The 19,055-nt window shown below is 67.4% G+C and carries 14 protein-coding genes; 11 read left to right on the top strand and 3 right to left on the bottom strand.

Annotated features, from left to right (window positions below; genetic code table 11):
• The first annotated feature begins 20 nt into the window (after positions 1–20).
• Together purD and purB are read left to right on the top strand one after the other, a co-directional pair.
• Positions 21–1,286, top strand: a complete 1,266-nt coding sequence (gene purD / locus FPH17_RS08735; protein WP_154879897.1) for a phosphoribosylamine--glycine ligase — start codon at positions 21–23, stop codon at positions 1,284–1,286.
• Between the two features lie 22 nt (positions 1,287–1,308).
• A complete protein-coding gene (gene purB / locus FPH17_RS08730) occupies positions 1,309–2,739 on the top strand; it encodes an adenylosuccinate lyase (protein WP_154879895.1) in 1,431 nt (476 codons plus the stop codon).
• Positions 2,740–2,906: 167 nt separating this feature from the next.
• Here the strand turns inward: purB and FPH17_RS08725 are convergent, their stop codons facing one another.
• The gene (locus FPH17_RS08725) at positions 2,907–3,605 is read right to left on the bottom strand and encodes a hypothetical protein (RefSeq protein ID WP_154879893.1); all 699 of its coding nucleotides are present in this window, start codon (positions 3,603–3,605) and stop codon (positions 2,907–2,909) included.
• 37 nt (positions 3,606–3,642) lie between these two features.
• Here FPH17_RS08725 and FPH17_RS08720 point away from each other — a divergent pair, with 37 nt between their 5' ends.
• The 3 genes from FPH17_RS08720 to FPH17_RS08710 are packed head-to-tail and all read left to right on the top strand — an operon-like array spanning position 3,643 to position 7,359.
• Entirely contained in the window at positions 3,643–4,539 is an 897-nt protein-coding gene (locus FPH17_RS08720) for a phosphoribosylaminoimidazolesuccinocarboxamide synthase (protein ID WP_154879891.1), read from the top strand.
• Between the two features lie 25 nt (positions 4,540–4,564).
• Positions 4,565–6,670: a S9 family peptidase gene (locus FPH17_RS08715; protein ID WP_154879889.1), complete on the top strand. Its 2,106-nt coding sequence runs from the start codon at positions 4,565–4,567 to the stop codon at positions 6,668–6,670.
• Positions 6,671–6,675: 5 nt separating this feature from the next.
• On the top strand, positions 6,676–7,359 hold the full coding sequence (locus tag FPH17_RS08710) for a DUF2334 domain-containing protein (protein ID WP_095278705.1): 684 nt from the start codon (positions 6,676–6,678) through the stop codon (positions 7,357–7,359).
• Positions 7,360–7,379: 20 nt separating this feature from the next.
• Here FPH17_RS08710 and FPH17_RS08705 read toward each other — a convergent pair whose 3' ends face one another.
• The gene (locus FPH17_RS08705) at positions 7,380–11,039 is read right to left on the bottom strand and encodes an ExeM/NucH family extracellular endonuclease (RefSeq protein ID WP_154879886.1); all 3,660 of its coding nucleotides are present in this window, start codon (positions 11,037–11,039) and stop codon (positions 7,380–7,382) included.
• Between the two features lie 192 nt (positions 11,040–11,231).
• Here FPH17_RS08705 and purS point away from each other — a divergent pair, with 192 nt between their 5' ends.
• Genes purS through purL form a run of 3 tightly spaced genes read left to right on the top strand, consistent with a single transcriptional unit; the run spans position 11,232 to position 14,428 of the window.
• Positions 11,232–11,462: a phosphoribosylformylglycinamidine synthase subunit PurS gene (purS, locus tag FPH17_RS08700; RefSeq protein ID WP_095278703.1), complete on the top strand. Its 231-nt coding sequence runs from the start codon at positions 11,232–11,234 to the stop codon at positions 11,460–11,462.
• Positions 11,459–12,139, top strand: a complete 681-nt coding sequence (gene purQ, locus FPH17_RS08695) for a phosphoribosylformylglycinamidine synthase subunit PurQ (protein ID WP_154879884.1) — start codon at positions 11,459–11,461, stop codon at positions 12,137–12,139. The genes purS and purQ overlap by 4 nt, the downstream gene beginning before the upstream one ends.
• Before the next feature lie 3 nt (positions 12,140–12,142).
• On the top strand, positions 12,143–14,428 hold the full coding sequence (purL, locus tag FPH17_RS08690) for a phosphoribosylformylglycinamidine synthase subunit PurL (protein ID WP_203085531.1): 2,286 nt from the start codon (positions 12,143–12,145) through the stop codon (positions 14,426–14,428).
• 501 nt (positions 14,429–14,929) lie between these two features.
• Here the strand turns inward: purL and FPH17_RS08685 are convergent.
• A complete protein-coding gene (locus FPH17_RS08685) occupies positions 14,930–15,937 on the bottom strand; it encodes an acyl-CoA thioesterase (RefSeq protein ID WP_154879881.1) in 1,008 nt (335 codons plus the stop codon).
• Between the two features lie 25 nt (positions 15,938–15,962).
• On the opposite strand from FPH17_RS08685, the gene FPH17_RS08680 reads away from it, so the two are divergent.
• From FPH17_RS08680 to purM, 3 genes are read left to right on the top strand one after another with little or no spacing between them, the layout of a single operon-like run.
• Entirely contained in the window at positions 15,963–16,355 is a 393-nt protein-coding gene (locus FPH17_RS08680; protein WP_238397111.1) for a sterol carrier family protein, read from the top strand.
• Positions 16,356–16,394: 39 nt separating this feature from the next.
• A complete protein-coding gene (purF, locus tag FPH17_RS08675) occupies positions 16,395–17,900 on the top strand; it encodes an amidophosphoribosyltransferase (protein WP_154880020.1) in 1,506 nt (501 codons plus the stop codon).
• Complete coding sequence (purM, locus tag FPH17_RS08670; RefSeq protein ID WP_154879877.1) at positions 17,893–18,966, top strand: phosphoribosylformylglycinamidine cyclo-ligase; 1,074 nt, start codon at positions 17,893–17,895, stop codon at positions 18,964–18,966. The genes purF and purM overlap by 8 nt, the downstream gene beginning before the upstream one ends.
• The last annotated feature ends 89 nt before the right edge of the window (positions 18,967–19,055 follow it).

The raw sequence follows: 19,055 nt of genomic DNA, 5'->3' as shown, positions 1-19,055 counted from the left end.
GTACCTGTAAGTTTGAGGCCATGCGCATCCTTGTTATCGGTTCGGGCGGCCGCGAACACGCCCTGCTCAAAGGTCTGTCCGGCAACGAGCTCATCGTCGCACCCGGCAACGCGGGTATGTCGACGCTGGCCAAGCAATTGCCTATCGACGCCACGTCGCCCCAAGCCATCGTCACCCTCGCCCGCGACGAGCAGGCGGAGCTCGTGGTGATCGGCCCGGAGGCCCCGCTGGTCACCGGTGCCGCCGACGCTCTGCGCGAGGCGGGCATCCCCGTCTTCGGCCCCACCAAGGCCGCGGCCCAGCTGGAGGGCTCGAAGGCGTTTGCCAAGGACGTGATGGCCGCCGCCGGCGTGCGCACGGCCCGCGCGCTGCGCGTTGCGCCGGAGGAGGGCGCGGAGGGCGTCGAAAAGACCCTGGAGCAGTTCGGCCCCAACTACGTGGTCAAGGACGACGGCCTGGCCGGTGGTAAGGGCGTCGTGGTCACCACGGACCGTGCCGAGGCCGCGGCGCACGCGCAGGCGGTGCTTGAGGCGGGCAACCCGGTCCTGTTCGAGTCCTTCCTCGAAGGCCCCGAGGTCTCCCTGTTCTGCCTCGTCGACGGCGAAACCGTGGTGCCGCTTTTGCCGGCGCAGGACCACAAGCGCGCCTACGACAACGACGAGGGCCCGAACACCGGCGGCATGGGCGCCTACACCCCGCTGCCGTGGCTGCCGGAGGACGGCGTGCAGCGCATCGTGGACGAGGTCGCGGCGCCGGTCGCGCGCGAGATGGTCAACCGTGGCACCCCCTACCAGGGCCTGCTCTACGTGGGTGCCGCGTGGGGCCCTGAGGGCCCGGCCGTGGTGGAGTTCAACGCCCGCTTCGGCGACCCGGAGACCCAGGCCGTGCTGTCCATGCTGGAGACCCCGCTCGCCGAGCCGCTGTACGCCGTGGCCACTGGCGCGCTCGCGGACCTGCCGCCGCTGCAGTGGAAGGACGGCTACGCCGCGACGGTCGTGCTCGCCGCGGAGCACTACCCGGCCAGCCCGGCCAAGGGCGACGCGATCACGGGCGCGGAACTGGACAACCCGGACAAGGTGCTGCACGCGGGCACTGCGCGCGGGGAGGATGGTTACGTCTCCGCGGGCGGGCGAGTGCTCAACGTGCTCGGTCACGGTGCCACGCTGGAGGACGCGATCGCGGACGCCTACCGCGTCATCGAGGGGATCGAGATGCGTGGGTCCTTCTACAGGAAGGATATTGGGCGGCGTGCGGTGGCGGGTGAGGTGAGCGTCGAGAAGCACTAGCCCCCTGTGCGATAATTGGCCCGTGACTGAGAAGCCTGCAAACCCCAACGTCCTGTCCAACCGCTACGCCTCGCCGGAGATGGCGAGGCTGTGGAGCGCCGAGCACAAGATCATCCTCGAGCGGCAGCTGTGGATCGCCGTCATGCGCGCGCAGCGTGAGCTCGGCGTGGAGATCCCGCAAGAGGCTATCGACGCCTACGAGTCCGTCATCGACCGCGTCGACCTCAACTCCATCGCGGAGCGGGAGCGCGTCACGCGCCACGACGTGAAGGCGCGCATCGAGGAGTTCAACGCGCTCGCCGGCTACGAGCACATCCATAAGGGGATGACCAGCCGCGACCTGACCGAGAACGTCGAGCAGCTGCAGATCGTGCGCGCGCTCGAACTGATCCGCGGCAAGGCGGTCGCGCTGCTCAAGGCTGTGGGCAACCGGGCGTCCGAGTACAAGTCGCTGGTGATGGCGGGCCGCTCCCACAACGTGGCCGCCCAAGCCACCACGCTGGGCAAGCGCTTCGCGTCCGCGGCGGACGAGATCCTGGTCGCGGTGGACCGCATCGAGTCGCTGCTTGACGGCTACCCGCTGCGCGGCATCAAGGGCCCGATGGGTACGGCGCAGGACATGCTCGACCTCATGGGCGGCGACGAGGCGAAGCTCGCCGAGCTGGAAACCAAGGTGGCCGGCCACCTGGGCTTTGACACGGTCTTCGACTCCGTCGGCCAGGTCTACCCGCGCTCCCTGGACTTCGAGGCGATCTCCGCGCTGGTCCAGCTCGGTGCCGGACCGTCCTCGCTGGCCACCACGATCCGCCTCATGGCGGGCAACGAGACGGTGACCGAGGGCTTCAAGGAGGGCCAGGTCGGCTCCTCCGCCATGCCGCACAAGATGAACGCGCGCTCCTGCGAGCGCGTCGGCGGCTTCCAGGTCATCCTGCGCGGCTACCTCACCATGGCCGCTGACCTGGCCGGGCAACAGTGGAACGAGGGCGACGTGTTCTGCTCCGTCGTGCGCCGCGTCGCGCTGCCGGATGCGTTCTTTGCCATCGACGGGCAGCTGGAGACCTTCCTCACCGTCCTCGACGAGTTCGGCGCGTTCCCCGCCATGATCACCCGCGAACTGGACCGCTACCTGCCGTTCCTGGCCACCACCCGCATCCTCATGGCGTCCGTGCGCGCCGGGGTGGGCCGCGAGACCGCACACGAGGTGATCAAGGAAAACGCCGTCGCCATGGCCCTGGACATGCGCGAGAACGGCGCCGAGCAGAACCTGGTCGAGCGTCTTGCCGACGACGATCGCTTGCCGCTGGACCTCGCGCAGCTTGAGGAGGCCCTCGCGGACCGGCACGCGTTCATCGGCGCGGCAGAGTCGCAGGTCGACCGCGTGCTCACGCGTATCGACGCCCTCGTGCACAAGTACCCCGACGCCGCCAACTACCGCCCGGGCGAGATCCTGTAGCTCGCCACGGGGGCGGGGGTGTGGTCGGCGCGGTCTGCGTGTAAATGGAGCTAGCTCCGTTTGGGGTTGGCGTTGATCGGCGACCTGGTGTTTTCCCGGTGGCTCGCGTCTAGATGGAGCTAGCTCCGTTTGGAAGGAGCCGCGCCGACCAGCGGCCGGGGCGGGGTCTACTCCGCCCAGCGGACGCCGGTGGCGTCGAGGCGCACGCCGGTAGCGGGGACGCCGGGGTCCACGCGACGCTCCCAGGATGCGAGCGCGGTGGTGTAGGCGCGGCCTTCCTCCAGGTCAGCGGTGTAGCCGGACGGGGCGCCGCTGCCCATGTCGCAGTACGCCTCCGCCGCGGACGGCGAAGCGGCCCCAGGCACAGCACCAGCCTCAGCGCCACCACCAGCCCGCGACCCAGAACCCGATCCCGCCCCCAGGCCCGTGCCGCTGCCCGGCCGAGACGGGACGGAGTTGGCGGTGAGGGTCGTGGAGGGGGCGGGGGTGGCGTCGATAAGCGAAAGCTCCGGCACGGGCACCGTGGGGCCGGTGGGGTTGCTGCCGATGGCGACGGGCGTGAGCGTGACCGGGAAGCAGGTGAACGCGGCGAACCGCTGCGGGTCGGGCGAGCGGAGGTTGTTGGCGGCTTGGGTGCCGGTGATGCGGCGCGGGCGCTCGACGGTGACCTCCCACTGGACTTGGGTGCCGGTTGCGGGGTCCTCGGTGGCGACGCGCGCGGTGTCGCCGAAGCGGAGGACGGCGTTGTCGCTGGTGGGGGCGAAGTCGGGCATATCGGCGGCGTCCGTGCTGGCGGGTTGCGGCGAGCACGCGGCGAGTGCGGCGACGACCGGCAGCGCGAGCAACACTGGGAGGCGAGAGACCATGCGGAACATGGTAGTGGCGCGGTATATGCTTGGTGCCATGCGTCCAGAGCTTTCTGACTACACTCACCTTTCCGGCGGCAAAGTCCGCGAGATTTACCAGGTAGATGCGGACACCTTGCTCATGGTGGCCTCGGATCGCATCTCCGCCTTCGACTTCTCGCTCGAGCCCGAGATCCCGGACAAGGGGCGGATTCTCACCGCAACGTCGATGTTCTTCTTCGACCTGCTGGACGGGATTCCGAACCACCTCGCGGGGCCGATCGATGATCCGCGGATCCCGGAGGAGGTGCTGGGCCGCGCGATGGTGGTGAAGAAGCTGGATATGGTCCAGTTCGAGTGCGTCGCCCGCGGCTACCTCACCGGTTCGGGCAAGAAGGAGTACGACGAGCGCGGCATGGTCTGCGGCGTGAAGCTGCCCGAGGGCCTCGTCGAGGCGTCGAAGCTGCCGGAGCCGATTTTCACCCCGGCGACGAAGGCCGCGCAGGGCGATCACGACGAGAACGTGACGTTCAAGTACATGGCGGGCAAGATCGGCACCGAGCTGGCGGAGCGCCTGCGTGATCGCACCCTCGAGGTCTACTCGCGCGCCGCGGAGTACGCGGAGACCAAGGGCATCATTTTGGCGGACACCAAGTTCGAGTTCGGCCTGGACAGCAGCGGGGAGATCGTGCTTGCCGACGAAGTCCTGACCCCGGATTCCTCCCGCTACTGGCCCGCCGATTCCTACAAGGAGGGACAGAAGCAGCCCAGCTTTGACAAGCAGTACGTGCGCAACTGGCTCACCGGCCCGAAGTCGGGCTGGCGCCCCTCGGAAGGTACGCAGCCGCCGGAGCTGCCGGGCTCCGTGGTGGAGGCCACGCGCGACCGCTACATCGAGGCGTACGAGCGCCTGAGCGGCGAGAAGTTCGGCGACTGGCCGGGCGCCAACGCGTAAGCGCGGTGCCCTAGGCTGGGTGCCTATGGATTTCCCCAAGGCACCGAAGCACCCGATCACCCGCTCGTTCCACGGCCGCGACTTCGTGGACAACTACGAGTGGCTGCGCGACAAAGACAGCCCGGAGACGACCGCGTACCTGGAGGCGGAAAACGCCGCCACTGAGCAGGCCACCGCGCACCTGAGCGAACTGACCGACGCGATCTACGGCGAGATCAAGTCGCGCGTGAAGGAAACGGATATGTCCGTGCCGCAGCGCGCGGGCGACTGGTGGTACTACGGCCGCACCATCGAGGGCAAGAATTACGCCCTCTCGTGCCGCGTCCCCGCCGCCGACGACCCCTGGACCCCACCCGAGGTCTCGGAGGAGATGCCCGGGGAGCAGGTGCTTATCGACGCCAACGAGCTCGCCGAAGGCCACGAATTCTTTTCCATCGGCGCCTCCTCGGTCACCACCTCTGGCCGCCTCCTGGCCTACTCGGTGGACACCACCGGCGACGAGCGCTTCGACCTGCGCATCAAGGACCTGGAGACCGGCGAGCTGCTCCCGGATGTCATCGAGGGCGTCTTCTACGGCGCGACCTGGGCCGGCGATGACTACCTGTTCTACGTCCGGTGCGACGACGCCTGGCGGCCCCACCAGATCTGGCGCCACAAGGTGGGCACGGACGCGGCCGAGGACGTCCTGGTCTTCGAAGAGAAGGACGAGAAGTTCGGCGTCGGCGTCGGCGCGGACCGCGCGGAGCGCTTCCTCTACATCCTGTCCTCGTCGTCCCTGACTACCGAGTACCGCGTCGCGCCGCTTGAGCACCCCACCGCCGAGTTTCAGGTGATGCGCCCTCGCGAGGAGGGCGTGGAGTACCACCCGGACTACGCCGCGCTGGGCGACCGCGAGTACTGGCTGGTCACGCACAACGCCGCGGGGCCGAACTTCGCGGTGAGCGCGGTCGCACTCGCCGCCGAGCTGCCGGACCTGCGCGACCTGCCCGTCATCGTCCCGCACTCGGACACCACCCGCATCGAGGGGCTGGACGTCTACCGCGACTTCGTGTTCATGTCGTACCGCCGCGGCGGGATCCCGCGCCTGGCCGTTGCACCGCTCACGGGCGAGGACTTCGCCCCCTTCGCGGAGCTGGAGTTCTCCGAGGAGCTCTACACCGCGAGCCTGGCAGGCAACCCGGAGTGGGACGCACCCGTGGTCCGGGTGGGCTACACCTCGTACACACAGCCGTCGCAGCTGTTGGATTACCGGGTCGAGGACGGCTCGTTCACCCTGCTCAAGGAGCAGGAGGTTGAGGGCGGTTACAACCCGGACGAGTACGTCGCCGAGCGGATCTGGGCGAAGGCTGAGGACGGGGTGGAGATTCCGGTGTCGGTGGTGCGTCGAAAAGCGACTGCCCCGAACGCTTCGCCCACCTTGCTGTACGGCTACGGCTCGTACGAGGCGTCGATGGACCCGGGGTTCTCCATCGCGCGACTCTCGCTGCTGGACCGCGGGATGGTGTGGGCGTGCGCGCACGTGCGCGGCGGTGGCGAGATGGGCCGCAGCTGGTACGACCAGGGCAAGATGCTGCACAAGAAGAACACGTTCACGGACTTCATCGCGTGCGCTGACACGCTCATCCAACTGGGCATTACCGATCCGGAGCACCTCGTCGCCGAGGGCGGCTCTGCGGGCGGGCTGCTCATGGGCGCGGTGGCGAACATGGCGCCGGAGAAGTTCGCGGGCATCCAGGCGATCGTGCCGTTTGTCGACCCGCTGACCTCCATCCTCAAGCCCGAGCTGCCGCTCACCGTCGGCGAGTGGGAGGAGTGGGGCGACCCGTACCACGACCCCGAGGTGTACGACTACATGGCCGGTTACGCGCCGTACGAGAACATCATCGCGCAGGACTTCCCCGACATCCTGGCCGTGACCAGTCTCAACGACACCCGCGTGCTCTACGTTGAGCCCGCGAAGTGGGTGGCCAAGCTACGCGAGTACGCCACCGGCGGAGAGATTTTGCTCAAGACCGAAATGTCCGCGGGCCACGGCGGGGTGTCGGGCCGCTACGCCAAGTGGAAGCAGACGGCGTTCGAGTACGCGTGGACGTTGGTGAAGAGCAAAGCCGTGGCCGCTGTGGGAGAATAGCGGGTATGTCTGGTCGCGTTCTCGTCTCAATTTCGTCCATTTTTGATGACACGCTCGATGACGTAGTCCGGCTCGTCGAGGGCCTGGACCGCAAGCGCGTGCCGGTGTCGTTGCTGGTCGCGCCGCACATCGACAAGAAGTGGCACCTGGCCAAGGACTCGCGCACGCGCGGCTGGCTCCTCGAGCAGGCCGAGCACCGCGCCCTGCTCCTCAACGGTTTCGACCAGGCGGTGCAGGGCCGCCGCTCCGAGTTCGCGTCGCTCGGCGAGCACGAAGCGCGCCTGCGCCTCACCGGCGCGACCCGCCAGATGGAGGCGCTCGGTTTCCACCTCGACATGTTCGCCCCGCCGCGCTGGCGCATGTCCCCAGGCACACTCGGCGTGCTCCCGGACTTCGGGTTCCGCCTCGCCGTGTCAACGAAGGGCATCTATTCGCTTACCGACGCCACCGCCACCCCCTTCACCCGCTGCCGCAACCTCTCCGTCGGCGAGGGCTATGGCACGGCCAAGTGGTGGCGGCGCAACATCATCGCTGCCGCCGTCCGCGGCGCGGAGAAGGGCAACACCCTTCGCTTATCTATCTCCGCCCGTGAGCTGCACAAAAAGAAGGTCCGCCGCGACTTCACCGCGGCGGTCCTGTGCGCCCAGGCCAACGGCGCCGAGCCCGCAGACTACAGGGCGTTCCTGTAGCTGCGCGCTCAGCGCGCCGCTTAGCGCAGCCCCAGCTGGTTGAGCAGATCGTTCACCTGCTGCGGCATGAACTGGTACGCAGCCGCGCCCGCGAGGCCGAGCCCCGCGATAAGCGCAGCGATGATGCCGAGGATCGTGCCGAAGGTGGAGCTGCCGTCCGCGGACGTGCCCTGGTCGCCGCCGTCCTGGACCGGCTTGCTCGGCTGCTTCGGTGCGTCCGGCTGCACCTTGCCGGCCTTCTGGGGGGTGCCGTCGGTGAAAGTGATGACGAGGTTGCCCTCGTCGTCGACCTCGACCTTCTCAACGCCGCGGCCGGCAGCGCCGTCCTTACCGTCCTTACCGTCGGTGCCGTCTTTGCCATTGTCACCAGTAGCGCCATCCTGACCAGCGATCGGGCCGACCTTCTGGGTGGTGCCGTCGGTGTAGGTCACCTCGAGCTCGCCGTCGACAATCTGGAAGCTCTCAACACCGCGGCCGTCTACGCCATCCTTGCCGTCGGCACCGTCTACGCCGTCGGCACCGTTTTGGCCTGTGGCGCCGGTCTCGCCCTTGTCGCCCTTGGGGCCCTGCTCGCCGTCAGCTCCGTCTACGCCGTCTACTCCGTCCTTGCCGTCCGCACCGTCCTGGCCTGCGGCGCCGGTGTCGCCCTTGTCGCCCTTATCGCCGGGAGCGCCGTCCTTGCCGCCGGTGACCTTTCCAACATTCTGGATCGTGCCATCGGTGTAGGTCACCTCGAGCTCGCCAGCCTTATTGAAAGACACCGAATCGATGCCACGGCCGTCGGCACCGTTCTTACCATCGACGCCGTCTTGGCCTGCGGCGCCGGTGTCGCCCTTGTCGCCCTTGGGGCCTTGTTTGCCGGGCTCGCCTTGAGCACCGTCTTGGCCGTCAGCGCCGTCCTTGCCGTCTGCGCCGTTCTTGCCTGCGGCGCCGGTGTCGCCCTTGTCGCCCTTGGGGCCTTGTTTGCCGGGTTCGCCTTGAGCGCCGTCTTGGCCGTCAGCGCCATCCTTGCCCGCAGCACCGTCTGCACCATCAGCGCCGTCTGCCCCGGTGACGTTGCCCAGGTCGACCGGGTTGTCCTTGTCATCGGAGTAGGTCACCCACAGGTGGCCGTCTTCGCGCACCTCGGCCTTGATGATGGAGCGGCTGGTGGTTGGTTCGTTGACGGCGATGTTGAAGCCGACCTTGACCGGGTCGTGATCGGAGGAGCGGAACGGGTTGCCGTAGCCGTAGAGCTTATCGTCGCCGCTGCCGAAGAAGTCCTGCGCGTTGTAGTTGCGGCGGGAGTACTCGAACGCGACCGATTCGTCGCCGTTGATGTTCCACACTGCGGAGTCCTGGACCAGGTCTCTTGCGGACGCGTTGGCCAGCACGTGGTCGAGGGTGCCGAGGCGGCCGCCGAACTGGTAGGAGGCCTGGTTGAAGTCCTTTTCGTGGTGGACCAGGGAGAAGCCACCGCCCTCGATGGTGGTGATGGCGTCTTCCTTGGTGTAGGAGTTCAGGTCGCCGAGGATGAAGGTCGGCAGGTCGGTCCATTTGTCTTCCTTGTTCAGGTGATCAATGAGCGCCTGTGCCTGGGCTTCACGAACGGCCGGGTTGTTGCCCTGGCCGTCGCCGGAATCCTTGTCGCCGTGAGCAACGGAGCCCTTGGACTTGAAATGGTTGACCACGGCAACGAAGTTGTCGCCGCCCTCGGCCGGCTCAAACTCCTGGGCCAGCGGCTGGCGGGCGGTGCCGGTGAATGCCCCGTCGTCGAAGATCTTGGACTCACCGACGGGGCGAATCTTGTCCTTCTGGTAGATGAAGGCGACGCGAATGTAGTCCTCGTCGGTGCCCAGCTGGGTCGGGGACTTCACCAGGTCCCACTTTTCCTTGCCCGCGGCGTCGTTGAGCGCGTCGACCAGGTTCTGTAGGGTCTCGTCGCGCTTGGCCACGTCACCGGTGACGGTCGCAGTGTTCTCAATCTCGGAGAGGCCGAGCACGTCGACGTCCAGCGTGTTAATTGCGGTGACGATCTTGGCCTGCTGGTCCTTGAACGCATCCTCGGTGTACGCGCCGCGGACCTTGCAGCGGTTGGACCCGACAGGGGTGCCGTTCATGTCCTTGTATGCCTTGCAGTTGGCCTCATCCTCGCCCAGGGAGTTGAAGTAGTTCAGGACGTTGAAGAAGCCGAGGGAGAAGTCGCCCTTCACGGTGCCCGGCACGTCGATGGACTTCTCGCGGGAGTCCTCCCACGTGATCGGCAGCTCGTCGGCGGCGTTCTTGCCGGTGATCGGCTGCAGCGGCTGGAAGCGCCACCGGTCGAAGGAGTAGTCCACAACCACGTCGGTCTGGAACTCCACCTGGTCGGTGGTGCGGATGGACTTCACGCCCTTATCCGAGGTCACCAGGTAAGGCAGCGGTGTTTCTTTGTCGGAGCGGAAGTAGTTTTTGGTGCGGCCGTCGTCCAGGTACACCTCGCGTGCGGACTGCTCGGCCTCGTACTTGCGGTAGCCGTCGACGCTCGGTGCGTTCTTGTCGGTGAAGTTGTAGATCGGCTCGGTGCCCGCCACCAGGCCGAGGTCACCGGTGTTGTTCAGGTTGTAGTTGTCGGTCACGGTGTAGGCGCCCGGGCGGACCAGCATGCCCTCGTAGGGCTCGCGGGCGTCGTCGCCAGCCGGGAGCTCGGTGAGCTCCACTGCCTTCGGTGCCTCGAGCGCCTCGTCGAGCGTGGTCTTGGACGAGGCAGTGATCTGCGTTTGGTTGTAGTACTCGGAGACCTTGCCGGTGACCTGCAGGGAGTCGCCGCGCTGCGGGAACTCGCTCGGTGCAGGGTCTTTGCCCAGGTAGACGAAGATGCCGTCGGATGCGTCGCCCGGCTGCTTCTCGGCACCGGAACCGGCGGTCTGCAGGAAGAAGCCGTTCTTGCCGCCCTCGTCGTATACGGCAGTGACCACGCCCTCGGTGGTCACGGTCTTGCCCTCAAGCGGGGAGGCGGCGCCGGTGCCCTGGACCTCGGCGATCGGGGTGATCGCGCCGGGCTCCGGGGCAGGCTGCGCGGGATCAGACGGGGCAGCGGGGTCGGTCGGCTCGGCGGGGTCGGTTGGCTCAGCGGGCGCATTGCCCGAGCCCTGCGGGGTCGGGGTTGCTGCGTGGAAGTCGGCGGCGTTGTCGTCGGTGTCTAAGCCTGCTTCTTTGCGCTGGATGGAGGTGGAGTTCGACGTGCCTTTCGCGACATTGCCCTCGAAGTTCTTCGCCCCGCCCCAGCCGACGAGGTCGACTTGGTTGCCGGAGGCGTCGGTAAGCACTGCGCTGGCGCTTTCGCCGCCGAAGTTGAATTTGCTCTCGTAGTCGGCATTTTCGAGCGGGTTGTCCTTGTTATTGCCCGCGGCGCCCTTGATCAGGAAATACCCGCCGGCCGGGATCGTGCCCTGCAGCGAGGTGGTGTTGCCCGTGTTGCCCTTGGCGGACTGCTGCGCCAGGCTCCACCCGGCAAGGTCGATGTCCTTGTCGGTGGGGTTGTACAGCTCGACAAAGTCGTTGGAGATGGTGGAGCCGGAGTTGCCGCCGCCTCCGTAGACCTCGTTGATGACTACGTTGGAGCCGTCGGTCGCCGCGTGTGCGGTGGGGACGGTGATGGTGCCGGCGGCGAGCGCGACGATGAAGGCTGTGGAGAGCCCGTGACGGTGGGAGAAACGCATGTGGAACCCTTTGCTGAGAGGATGGAGTAATTTCCCAGTTAAAATAACGCCGGTCGCTAGGCTGCGCTGGGTATAAACTCAGTAAAAACTTAAAGTTCAGGCATTGTTCATCTGTTGGACCGCTATTGGTTCCCCGGTGGCGTCGGATATACTTGCCCACGTCTGCTGACCTCTGACTAATGAAGGAATCTCATGGCACGTGTCGTGGTAAATGTCATGCCGAAGGCTGAAATCCTGGATCCGCAGGGCCAGGCTGTCCAGCGCGCACTTGGGCGAATCGGGGTGAACGGGGTCCAGGATGTCCGCCAGGGCAAGCGCTTCGAGATCGAGGTGGACGACTCCGTCACGGATGAGGAGCTCGCTCGCGTCGCGGAGACCCTCCTGTCCAACACCGTGATCGAGGATTTCGAGGTTGTTCGATGACAGCAGCCATCGGGGTTATCACGTTCCCAGGCACGCTTGACGACGTCGACGCCCTCCGTGCCGTCCGCCTCGCAGGAGCCGAGCCGAAGCAGCTGTGGCACGCCGACGACGACCTGACCGGCGTGGACGCCGTCGTCGTCCCGGGCGGGTTCTCCTACGGCGACTACCTGCGCTCCGGCGCGATCGCCGCGCAGGCACCGATGATGGCTGCCGTGGTGGAGGCCGCGAAGAAGGGCATGCCGGTGCTGGGTATCTGCAACGGCTTCCAGATCCTCACCGAGGCCGGCCTGCTGCCGGGCGCGCTCACCCGCAACCAGCACCTGGACTTCCACTGCGTGGACACCTACCTGGAGATCGCCAACGCGGACACCGCGTGGACCTCCCGCTTCGAGTCGGGCAGCAAGATCCTGGTGCCGGCCAAGCACGGCGAGGGCCGCTTCCAGGCCTCGCAGGAGACGGTGCACCAGCTTGAGCAGGAGGGTCGCGTGGTCTTCCGCTACACCGACAACTTCAACGGCTCCGCCAACTCGATCGCGGGCGTGACCAATGAGTCGGGCCGCGTCGTCGGCCTCATGCCGCACCCGGAACACGCGATTGAGCTGCTCACCGGCCCGTCCACCGACGGTCTGGGCCTGTTCGAATCCGCCATCGATGCTATCTCGAAGATCGGAGCGTAAACGATTATGACCGTGCACGACGACACCGTCGAGAACGCGCAAGCAACCCCGGACCTTCAGCAGCCGTACGCGGAGCTGGGCCTGCGCGACGAGGAATACGACAAGATCAAGTCCATCCTTGGCCGCCGCCCCACGGACGCGGAGCTGACCGTGTACTCCGTGATGTGGTCCGAGCACTGCTCGTATAAGTCCTCCAAGGTGCACCTGCGCTACTTTGGCGAGACGATGACCGAGGAGATGGCCTCCAAGATCCTCGCTGGTATTGGTGAGAACGCCGGTGTGGTGGACATCGGCGACGGCGACGCGGTGACCTTCCGCGTGGAGAGCCACAACCACCCGTCGTTCGTGGAGCCCTACCAGGGCGCCGCAACCGGCGTGGGCGGCATCGTACGCGACATCATGGCCATGGGTGCGCGCCCGATCGCCGTGATGGACCAGCTGCGTTTCGGCCCGGCGGATGCCGAGGACACCAAGCGCGTCCTCCCCGGCGTGGTCCACGGCATCGGTGGCTACGGCAACTCGCTCGGCCTGCCCAACATCGGCGGCGAGACCGTCTTCGACGCCGCGTATGCGGGTAACCCGCTGGTCAACGCCCTGTGTGTGGGCACGCTCAAGGTGGAGGATCTCAAGCTCGCCTTCGCGTCCGGCACCGGCAACAAGGTGGTGCTCTTCGGCTCGCGCACCGGCCTCGATGGCATCGGAGGCGTGTCCGTGCTGGGCTCGGCCACCTTCGAGGAGGGCGAAGAGCGCAAGCTCCCGGCCGTCCAGGTCGGCGACCCGTTCGCGGAGAAAGTGCTGATCGAGTGCTGCCTGGAGCTGTACCGCGCCGGCGTGGTCGTGGGCATTCAGGACCTCGGTGGCGGCGGCCTGGCCTGTGCCACCTCCGAGCTGGCGGCGGCCGGCGACGGTGGCATGCGCGTCAACCTGGACAACGTCCCGCTGCGTGCCGAGAACATGTCGGCCGCCGAGATCCTCGCCTCCGAGTCCCAGGAGCGCATGTGCGCCGTGGTCACCCCGGACAACGTGGATCGCTTCATGGAAATCTGCGCGAAGTGGGAGGTGGGCGCCGCCGTCATCGGCGAGGTTACCGATGAGAAGGACCGCTACGTGGTCACCCACGGCGGCGAGGTCGTGCTGGACGCGCCGCCGTCGTCGATCGACGAGGGCCCGGTCTACGAGCGGCCCTACGCCCGCCCTGACTGGATTGACGAGGTTGGGGAGCGAGGGGGCGTCGATAAGCAAGAGGCCCTCTCGGCCGCATGGCTGAAGATGGTGGCCTCCCCCGCGCTGTGCTCGCGCGACTACATCGTGCAGCAGTACGACCGATACGTGCGCGGCAACACGGTGCAGGCCCACGGCGCGGACTCCGGCGTGCTGCGCATCAACGAGGAGACGAACCGCGGCGTCGCCATCGCTACCGACGCCTCCGGTCGCTACACCTACCTCGACCCGAGCGCGGGCGCGCGCCTGGCGCTCGCCGAGGCCTACCGCAACGTTGCCGTCACCGGCGCGACCCCGGTCGCCGTGACCAACTGCCTCAACTTCGGCTCGCCCGAGAACCCGGACGTGATGTGGCAGTTCCGCGAAGCTGTGCACGGGCTTGCCGACGGCGCCGCCGAGCTGAACATTCCGGTCTCCGGCGGCAACGTGTCCTTCTACAACCAGACCGGCGAGACCCCGATCCTGCCCACCCCGGTGGTGGGCGTGCTCGGCGTCATCGACGACGTAGCCAAGGCGAACCCGCACGCCGTGCCTTCGACGGAGGAGGAGTTCTCCCTGGTCTTGCTCGGTGAGACCGCCGACGAGTTCGGCGGCTCCGTATGGCAGGACATCTCCGGTTCCGGCCTGGGCGGCGTGCCGCCGAAGGTGGACCTGGCCAACGAGGAGCGCCTGGCGAAGTTCTTCGCCGATGCCGCAGACAACGGTGGCGTGACCGCCGCGCACGACCTGTCCGAGGGTGGCCTGTCTCAGGCTGTCTTCGAGATGCTGCAGGCCTCCGGCAAGGGTGCTGACCTGGACCTCGCGGCTGTGCACGAGGACGCGTTCACCGCGCTGTTCTCGGAGTCTGCATCCCGCGTCCTGGTCGCCGTAACCACGGATCGTGCCGACGCGCTGGTAGAGCGCGCGGGTGCCGCAGGCGTGCCGGCCGCGCTGATCGGGCGTACGAATGCGGAGGGTGTCCTGCGCTTTGGCTCCGAGCAGCTGGAGATCGCCCAGCTTCGCGACGCCTGGGCCGACACCCTTCCGTCGCACTTCGCCGCAGCGCACGCTCCCAACGCTGCGGTGTAGCGTCCAGGCGGGCGTCACGTGGCTGCGCTATTGCTGACGCTCGCCGCTGTCTTCGGCCTGTCCGTCGTCGCCGGTGCCACAGGTGCCGGCGCGGCGGGCTTTGTCGTTTCTGCGACGTTGCTGGGGTTCGTTACGGCTTCGGGAGCGCGGCGTAAACGGAGCTAGCTCCATTTGGACCTGCGCCGACGGTGAAACGCCAGGTCGCGCAGAATCGTGAACCCTAAACGGAGCTAGCTCCATTTGGACCTGCGCCGACGGTGAAACGCCAGGTCGCGCAGAACCGTGAACCCTAAACGGAGCTAGCTCCATTTGGACCTGCGCCGACGGTGAAACGCCAGGTCGCGCAGAACCGTGAACCCTAAACGGAGCTAGCTCCATTTGGACCTGACCCTCCGGTAAAACGCCAGGTCGCGCGGAACCGTGAACCCCAAAAGGAGCTAGCTCCATTTAGACGACGGGGTTACGCAGCGAAAAACCCAGCGGCGCACCCCCCCAACAGCCCTAGTCCACCCGCTGCGTCGCCTCCGGCCGCTCGACCAGCGGCTCCGGCTCGTACTGGCCGCGCAGGTCCTTGAGCGTCTGGGTGTGCTCCCAGAGGCGCTTGTCCTCGTCGGTGGACGGGACGAATTGGCGCGCGGGGAGGGGATTGCCGTCAACGTCGATGCCGATGTAGGTGGTGGTGGCGTGGATGGCGTTGCTGAGCTGGTCGCGCCCGCCGCGTGGGTCGCCGGAGCGGACGAAGGTGGAGACGTGGATGGAGCGGGAGTCGGTGCGCGTGATGCGGGTTTCCACCTCGATGAGGTCGCCGATGTGGATGGGCTTGTAAAACCGGATACCGCCGGCGTAGACGGCGACGGTGCGCTCCCCGGACCACTCCATGGTGCAGGCGAGGCCGGCCTCGTCGATCCATTCCATCGCGGTGCCGCCGTGGACGTTGCCGCCCCAGTTCACGTCGGTCGGCTTGGCCATGAACCGGTGCGTCAGACGCGGCGCGGTGCAATCGTCGGTGTAGGTCTGCTCTTCCATGGACGCCTCGATGGCCTTGCGCAGTTCCACGCGCGACTTCGCGGCTTTTTCGACGCGGCGCTGCTCGTCGGTAATCGGCACGAACGTCGGCACGGGCATGGACTTGCCGGTCTCCGGGTCCTTGGCCACAAAGATGACGAGGCAGTCGCAGGCGCGGGTGAACTTGCCTTCGCGGGGGTCGGCAGAGAGCACCTCGTTGACAATGTGCATGGAGCTGCGCCCGGTCATGGCGATCGTGGAGCGCACCTCCACGATGTGGCCGGACGGGATTGGCCGGGTGAAGTGGATGTGCCCCACGTAGGCGGTCACGCAGTAGGTGGCGGACCATTGTGCGGCGCAGGCGTAGGCGGCCTTATCAATCCATTCGAGGACGCGGCCGCCCGAGACGCCTTGGGCGCCGGCGATGAGGACGTCGGTAGGCGATGCCATGAACCGCAGCGTGATGGACGCCGACCTGTTCATGGGGACTGCTGTGTTCGTCATGACTCGACATCTTAGTATGGAGCGCATGGCATCCAGCAGAAGCTCGAAGCAGGACCCGGCGGCAACGCGCGAGGTGGTGGCGGCGGTTGCCGCGTGGCTCGATGGTGAAGGGGAGAAGCCCTCCCGCGCCCTGCTTGCCGACGCCACCCGCCGCACCGCCCGCACCCTCGCCGAAGAACTCCCGGGCAAGTCGGTGGAGCTGCGCGTGCCCCCGTTCGTGGCGGTGCAGTGCGTGGAGGGCCCGCGGCACACCCGCGGCACCCCGCCGAACGTGGTGGAGATGGCTCCGGAGACGTGGCTTCGCATCGCCACCGGGCGCAGCACGTTTAAGGACGAGGTGGCCGCGGGCAGGATCGACGCCTCCGGCTCTCGGGCTGGCGAGATCGCGCGGGGGTTGCCCGTAATTGCCCTTTCGTAGGCGCGGTCCGTTAAAGTAAGGGCCGTGCATACCGTGAGCATGGAAAACTTCGGGGACTCCCGGGCGCAGCTCGACGACGCACCGCGCGATGAGTGCGGCGTGTTCGGCGTGTGGGCGCCTGGTGAAGACGTCTCCAAACTGTCCTATTTCGGCTTGTTCGCCCTCCAGCACCGCGGCCAGGAGGGCGCGGGCATTGCGGTGGGCGATCACTCCAACATCGTCGTCTTTAAGGACACGGGCCTGGTCAGCCAGGTCTTCGACGAGTCCGTCCTCGATGCCCTCCAGGGCGATGTGGCCATCGGGCACACGCGCTACTCCACCGCGGGCGGCAATTCCTGGGATAACGTGCAGCCGATGTTCCGTACCTCGCCAAACGGCACGGACGTCGCGCTCGCGCACAACGGCAACCTGACCAATTACCAGGAGTTGCAGGCCGAGGCGATCGAGCGCAAGCTCATCCCGGCCGATGGCGTGCAGGGCCAGGGCTCATCCTCCGATACCGCGGTCGTTTCCGCGCTGCTCGCCGACCGGATCCGCGGGGAGCACACGCTTATCGACGCCGCCCTCGACCTCCTCCCTCGCCTCCAAGGCGCGTTCTGCTTCATGGTCACCGACGGCGACACCCTCTACGCCGCCCGCGACCCGCACGGCGTGCGCCCGCTCTCCCTGGGCCGGTTGGAGCGCGGCTGGGTCGTCGCCTCCGAGACGTGCGCCCTGGACATCGTCGGCGCCTCCTTCGTGCGCGACATCGAGCCGGGGGAGCTCGTGGCCATCGACGCCACCGGTATCCGCTCCGAGCGCTTCGCCGAGGCGCCGCGCCAGGCCCGCTGCGTGTTCGAGTACGTCTACGTGGCGCGCCCCGATTCGGTGCTGGACGGCCAGACGGTGAATGCCAGCCGCGTTGAGATTGGGCGTCGATTAGCGCGAGTCGCTCCGGTGGAGGCCGACCTGGTCATGCCGGTGCCTGAGTCGGGCACCCCCGCGGCGATCGGCTACGCCGAGGAGTCCGGGATCCCCTTCAAGCAGGGGTTGATGAAGAACGCGTACGTGGGTCGTACGTTTATCCAGCCGTCCGATACGCTGCGGCAGCTCGGGCTGCGGCTGAAGCTGAACCCGGTGCGCGCCGTCATCGAAGGCAAGCGGCTCGTGGTGGTGGACGACTCGATCGTGCGCGGCAACACCCAGCGCAAGCTGATTCGCATGCTGCACGAGGCAGGCGCCGCCGAGGTACACGTGCGCATCGCGTCGCCGCCGGTGAAGTGGCCGTGCTTCTACGGCATCGACTTCGCCAGCCCCGGCGAGCTCATTGCCAACCACGGCCGCGGCGGCACCGATGCGGAGGTCGCCGAGTCCATCCGCACCATGATCGGCGCTGACTCTTTGGCCTTCGTGCCTATCGACGACATGATCGCCGCCACCAACCACCCCGCAGAAAACCTCTGCGCCGCCTGCTTCGACGGCAACTACCCGCTCGGGCTTCCCGACGGCAACCCGAACGCCGACCTTGTCCGGCGCATCCAGAAAGGTGACACCCGACATGACTAACCAGAACTCCGACCCTTCCGTCTCCTACGCCGCCGCGGGCGTTGACATCGAGGCCGGCGACCGCGCCGTCGAGCTGCTGAAGGGCCACGCGAAGCGCGCGTCCCGCCCGGAGGTCAAGGGCGGCATCGGCGGGTTCGCCGGTCTGTTCGCCCTGGGCAAGTACCGCGAGCCGTTGCTCGCGGCCGGCTCCGACGGTGTGGGCACTAAGCTGGCTGTCGCCCAGGCGATGGACAAACACGACACCATCGGCATCGACCTGGTCGCCATGTGCGTCGACGACCTGGTCGTCTGCGGCGCCGAGCCGCTGTTCCTGCAGGACTACATCGCTACCGGCAAGGTCGTGCCGGAGAAGATCGCGGACATCGTCGGCGGCATCGCCGAAGGCTGCGTCCAGGCCGGCTGCGCGCTCCTCGGCGGCGAGACCGCGGAGCACCCCGGGGTGATGGAGGCCGACGACTACGACGTCTCCGCCACCGCAGTCGGCGTCGTGGAGGCGGATGAGCTGCTCGGCCCGGACCGCGTGCGCGAGGGCGACACGATTATCGCCATGGCCTCGTCCGGCCTGCACTCCAACGGCTACTCGCTGGCGCGCCACGTCCTGCTGGAGAAGGCCGGTCTGCCGCTTGACGGCCACATTGAGGAGTTCGACCGCACCCTCGGCGAGGAGCTCCTGGAGCCGACCCGCATCTACGCCCGCGACTGCCTCGAGCTGGCCTCCGAGTGTGAGGTCCGCACCTTCTGCCACGTCACCGGTGGTGGCCTGGCGGGCAACATGGTCCGCATCATCCCGGAGGGGCTGGTTGCGGAGATGCGCCGCGCCACCTGGACGCCGGGGCAAATCTTCCGCACCATCAAGGCGGTCGGCCAGGTGCCGGACGAGGAGATGGAGAAGACCTTCAACATGGGTGTCGGCATGGTCGCCGTCGTCGCGCCGGAGGACCGGGACCGCGCGCTGGCGATCCTGGCCGCCCGCCACGTGGACTCCTGGGTCCTCGGCGAGGTCCGCGCTGCGGAGGACGGCGAGACCCAGCGTGCAGTGCTGGTGGGCGAGCACCCGCAGTACTAGGCGCGGCGCACCCCGCGCATAAACAAAGCACCCGGGGTTACCGGGTGCTTGTGCTCAAACGGTGTGAATGGTGGCGTTGTGGGGCCGGG

Origin of the sequence: Corynebacterium gottingense (assembly GCF_007559235.1) — a bacterium.
In the GTDB taxonomy this organism is placed as follows: domain Bacteria; phylum Actinomycetota; class Actinomycetes; order Mycobacteriales; family Mycobacteriaceae; genus Corynebacterium; species Corynebacterium gottingense.
The sequence above is the reverse complement of the archived record's forward strand: the minus strand, read 5'-3'. Positions and strand labels throughout refer to the sequence as shown.

Bases quoted from the DNA above. Each gene is read 5' to 3' on its own strand.
- purD (WP_154879897.1), top strand. From the start codon at position 21: ATGCGCATCCTTGTTATCGGTTCGGGCGGCCGCGAACACGCCCTGCTC.
- FPH17_RS08725 (WP_154879893.1), bottom strand. From the start codon at position 3,605: ATGGTCTCTCGCCTCCCAGTGTTGCTCGCGCTGCCGGTCGTCGCCGCA.
- FPH17_RS08720 (WP_154879891.1), top strand. From the start codon at position 3,643: ATGCGTCCAGAGCTTTCTGACTACACTCACCTTTCCGGCGGCAAAGTC.
- FPH17_RS08715 (WP_154879889.1), top strand. From the start codon at position 4,565: ATGGATTTCCCCAAGGCACCGAAGCACCCGATCACCCGCTCGTTCCAC.
- FPH17_RS08710 (WP_095278705.1), top strand. From the start codon at position 6,676: ATGTCTGGTCGCGTTCTCGTCTCAATTTCGTCCATTTTTGATGACACG.
- FPH17_RS08705 (WP_154879886.1), bottom strand. From the start codon at position 11,039: ATGCGTTTCTCCCACCGTCACGGGCTCTCCACAGCCTTCATCGTCGCG.
- purS (WP_095278703.1), top strand. From the start codon at position 11,232: ATGGCACGTGTCGTGGTAAATGTCATGCCGAAGGCTGAAATCCTGGAT.
- purQ (WP_154879884.1), top strand. From the start codon at position 11,459: ATGACAGCAGCCATCGGGGTTATCACGTTCCCAGGCACGCTTGACGAC.
- FPH17_RS08685 (WP_154879881.1), bottom strand. From the start codon at position 15,937: ATGACGAACACAGCAGTCCCCATGAACAGGTCGGCGTCCATCACGCTG.
- FPH17_RS08680 (WP_238397111.1), top strand. From the start codon at position 15,963: ATGGCATCCAGCAGAAGCTCGAAGCAGGACCCGGCGGCAACGCGCGAG.
- purF (WP_154880020.1), top strand. From the start codon at position 16,395: ATGGAAAACTTCGGGGACTCCCGGGCGCAGCTCGACGACGCACCGCGC.
- purM (WP_154879877.1), top strand. From the start codon at position 17,893: ATGACTAACCAGAACTCCGACCCTTCCGTCTCCTACGCCGCCGCGGGC.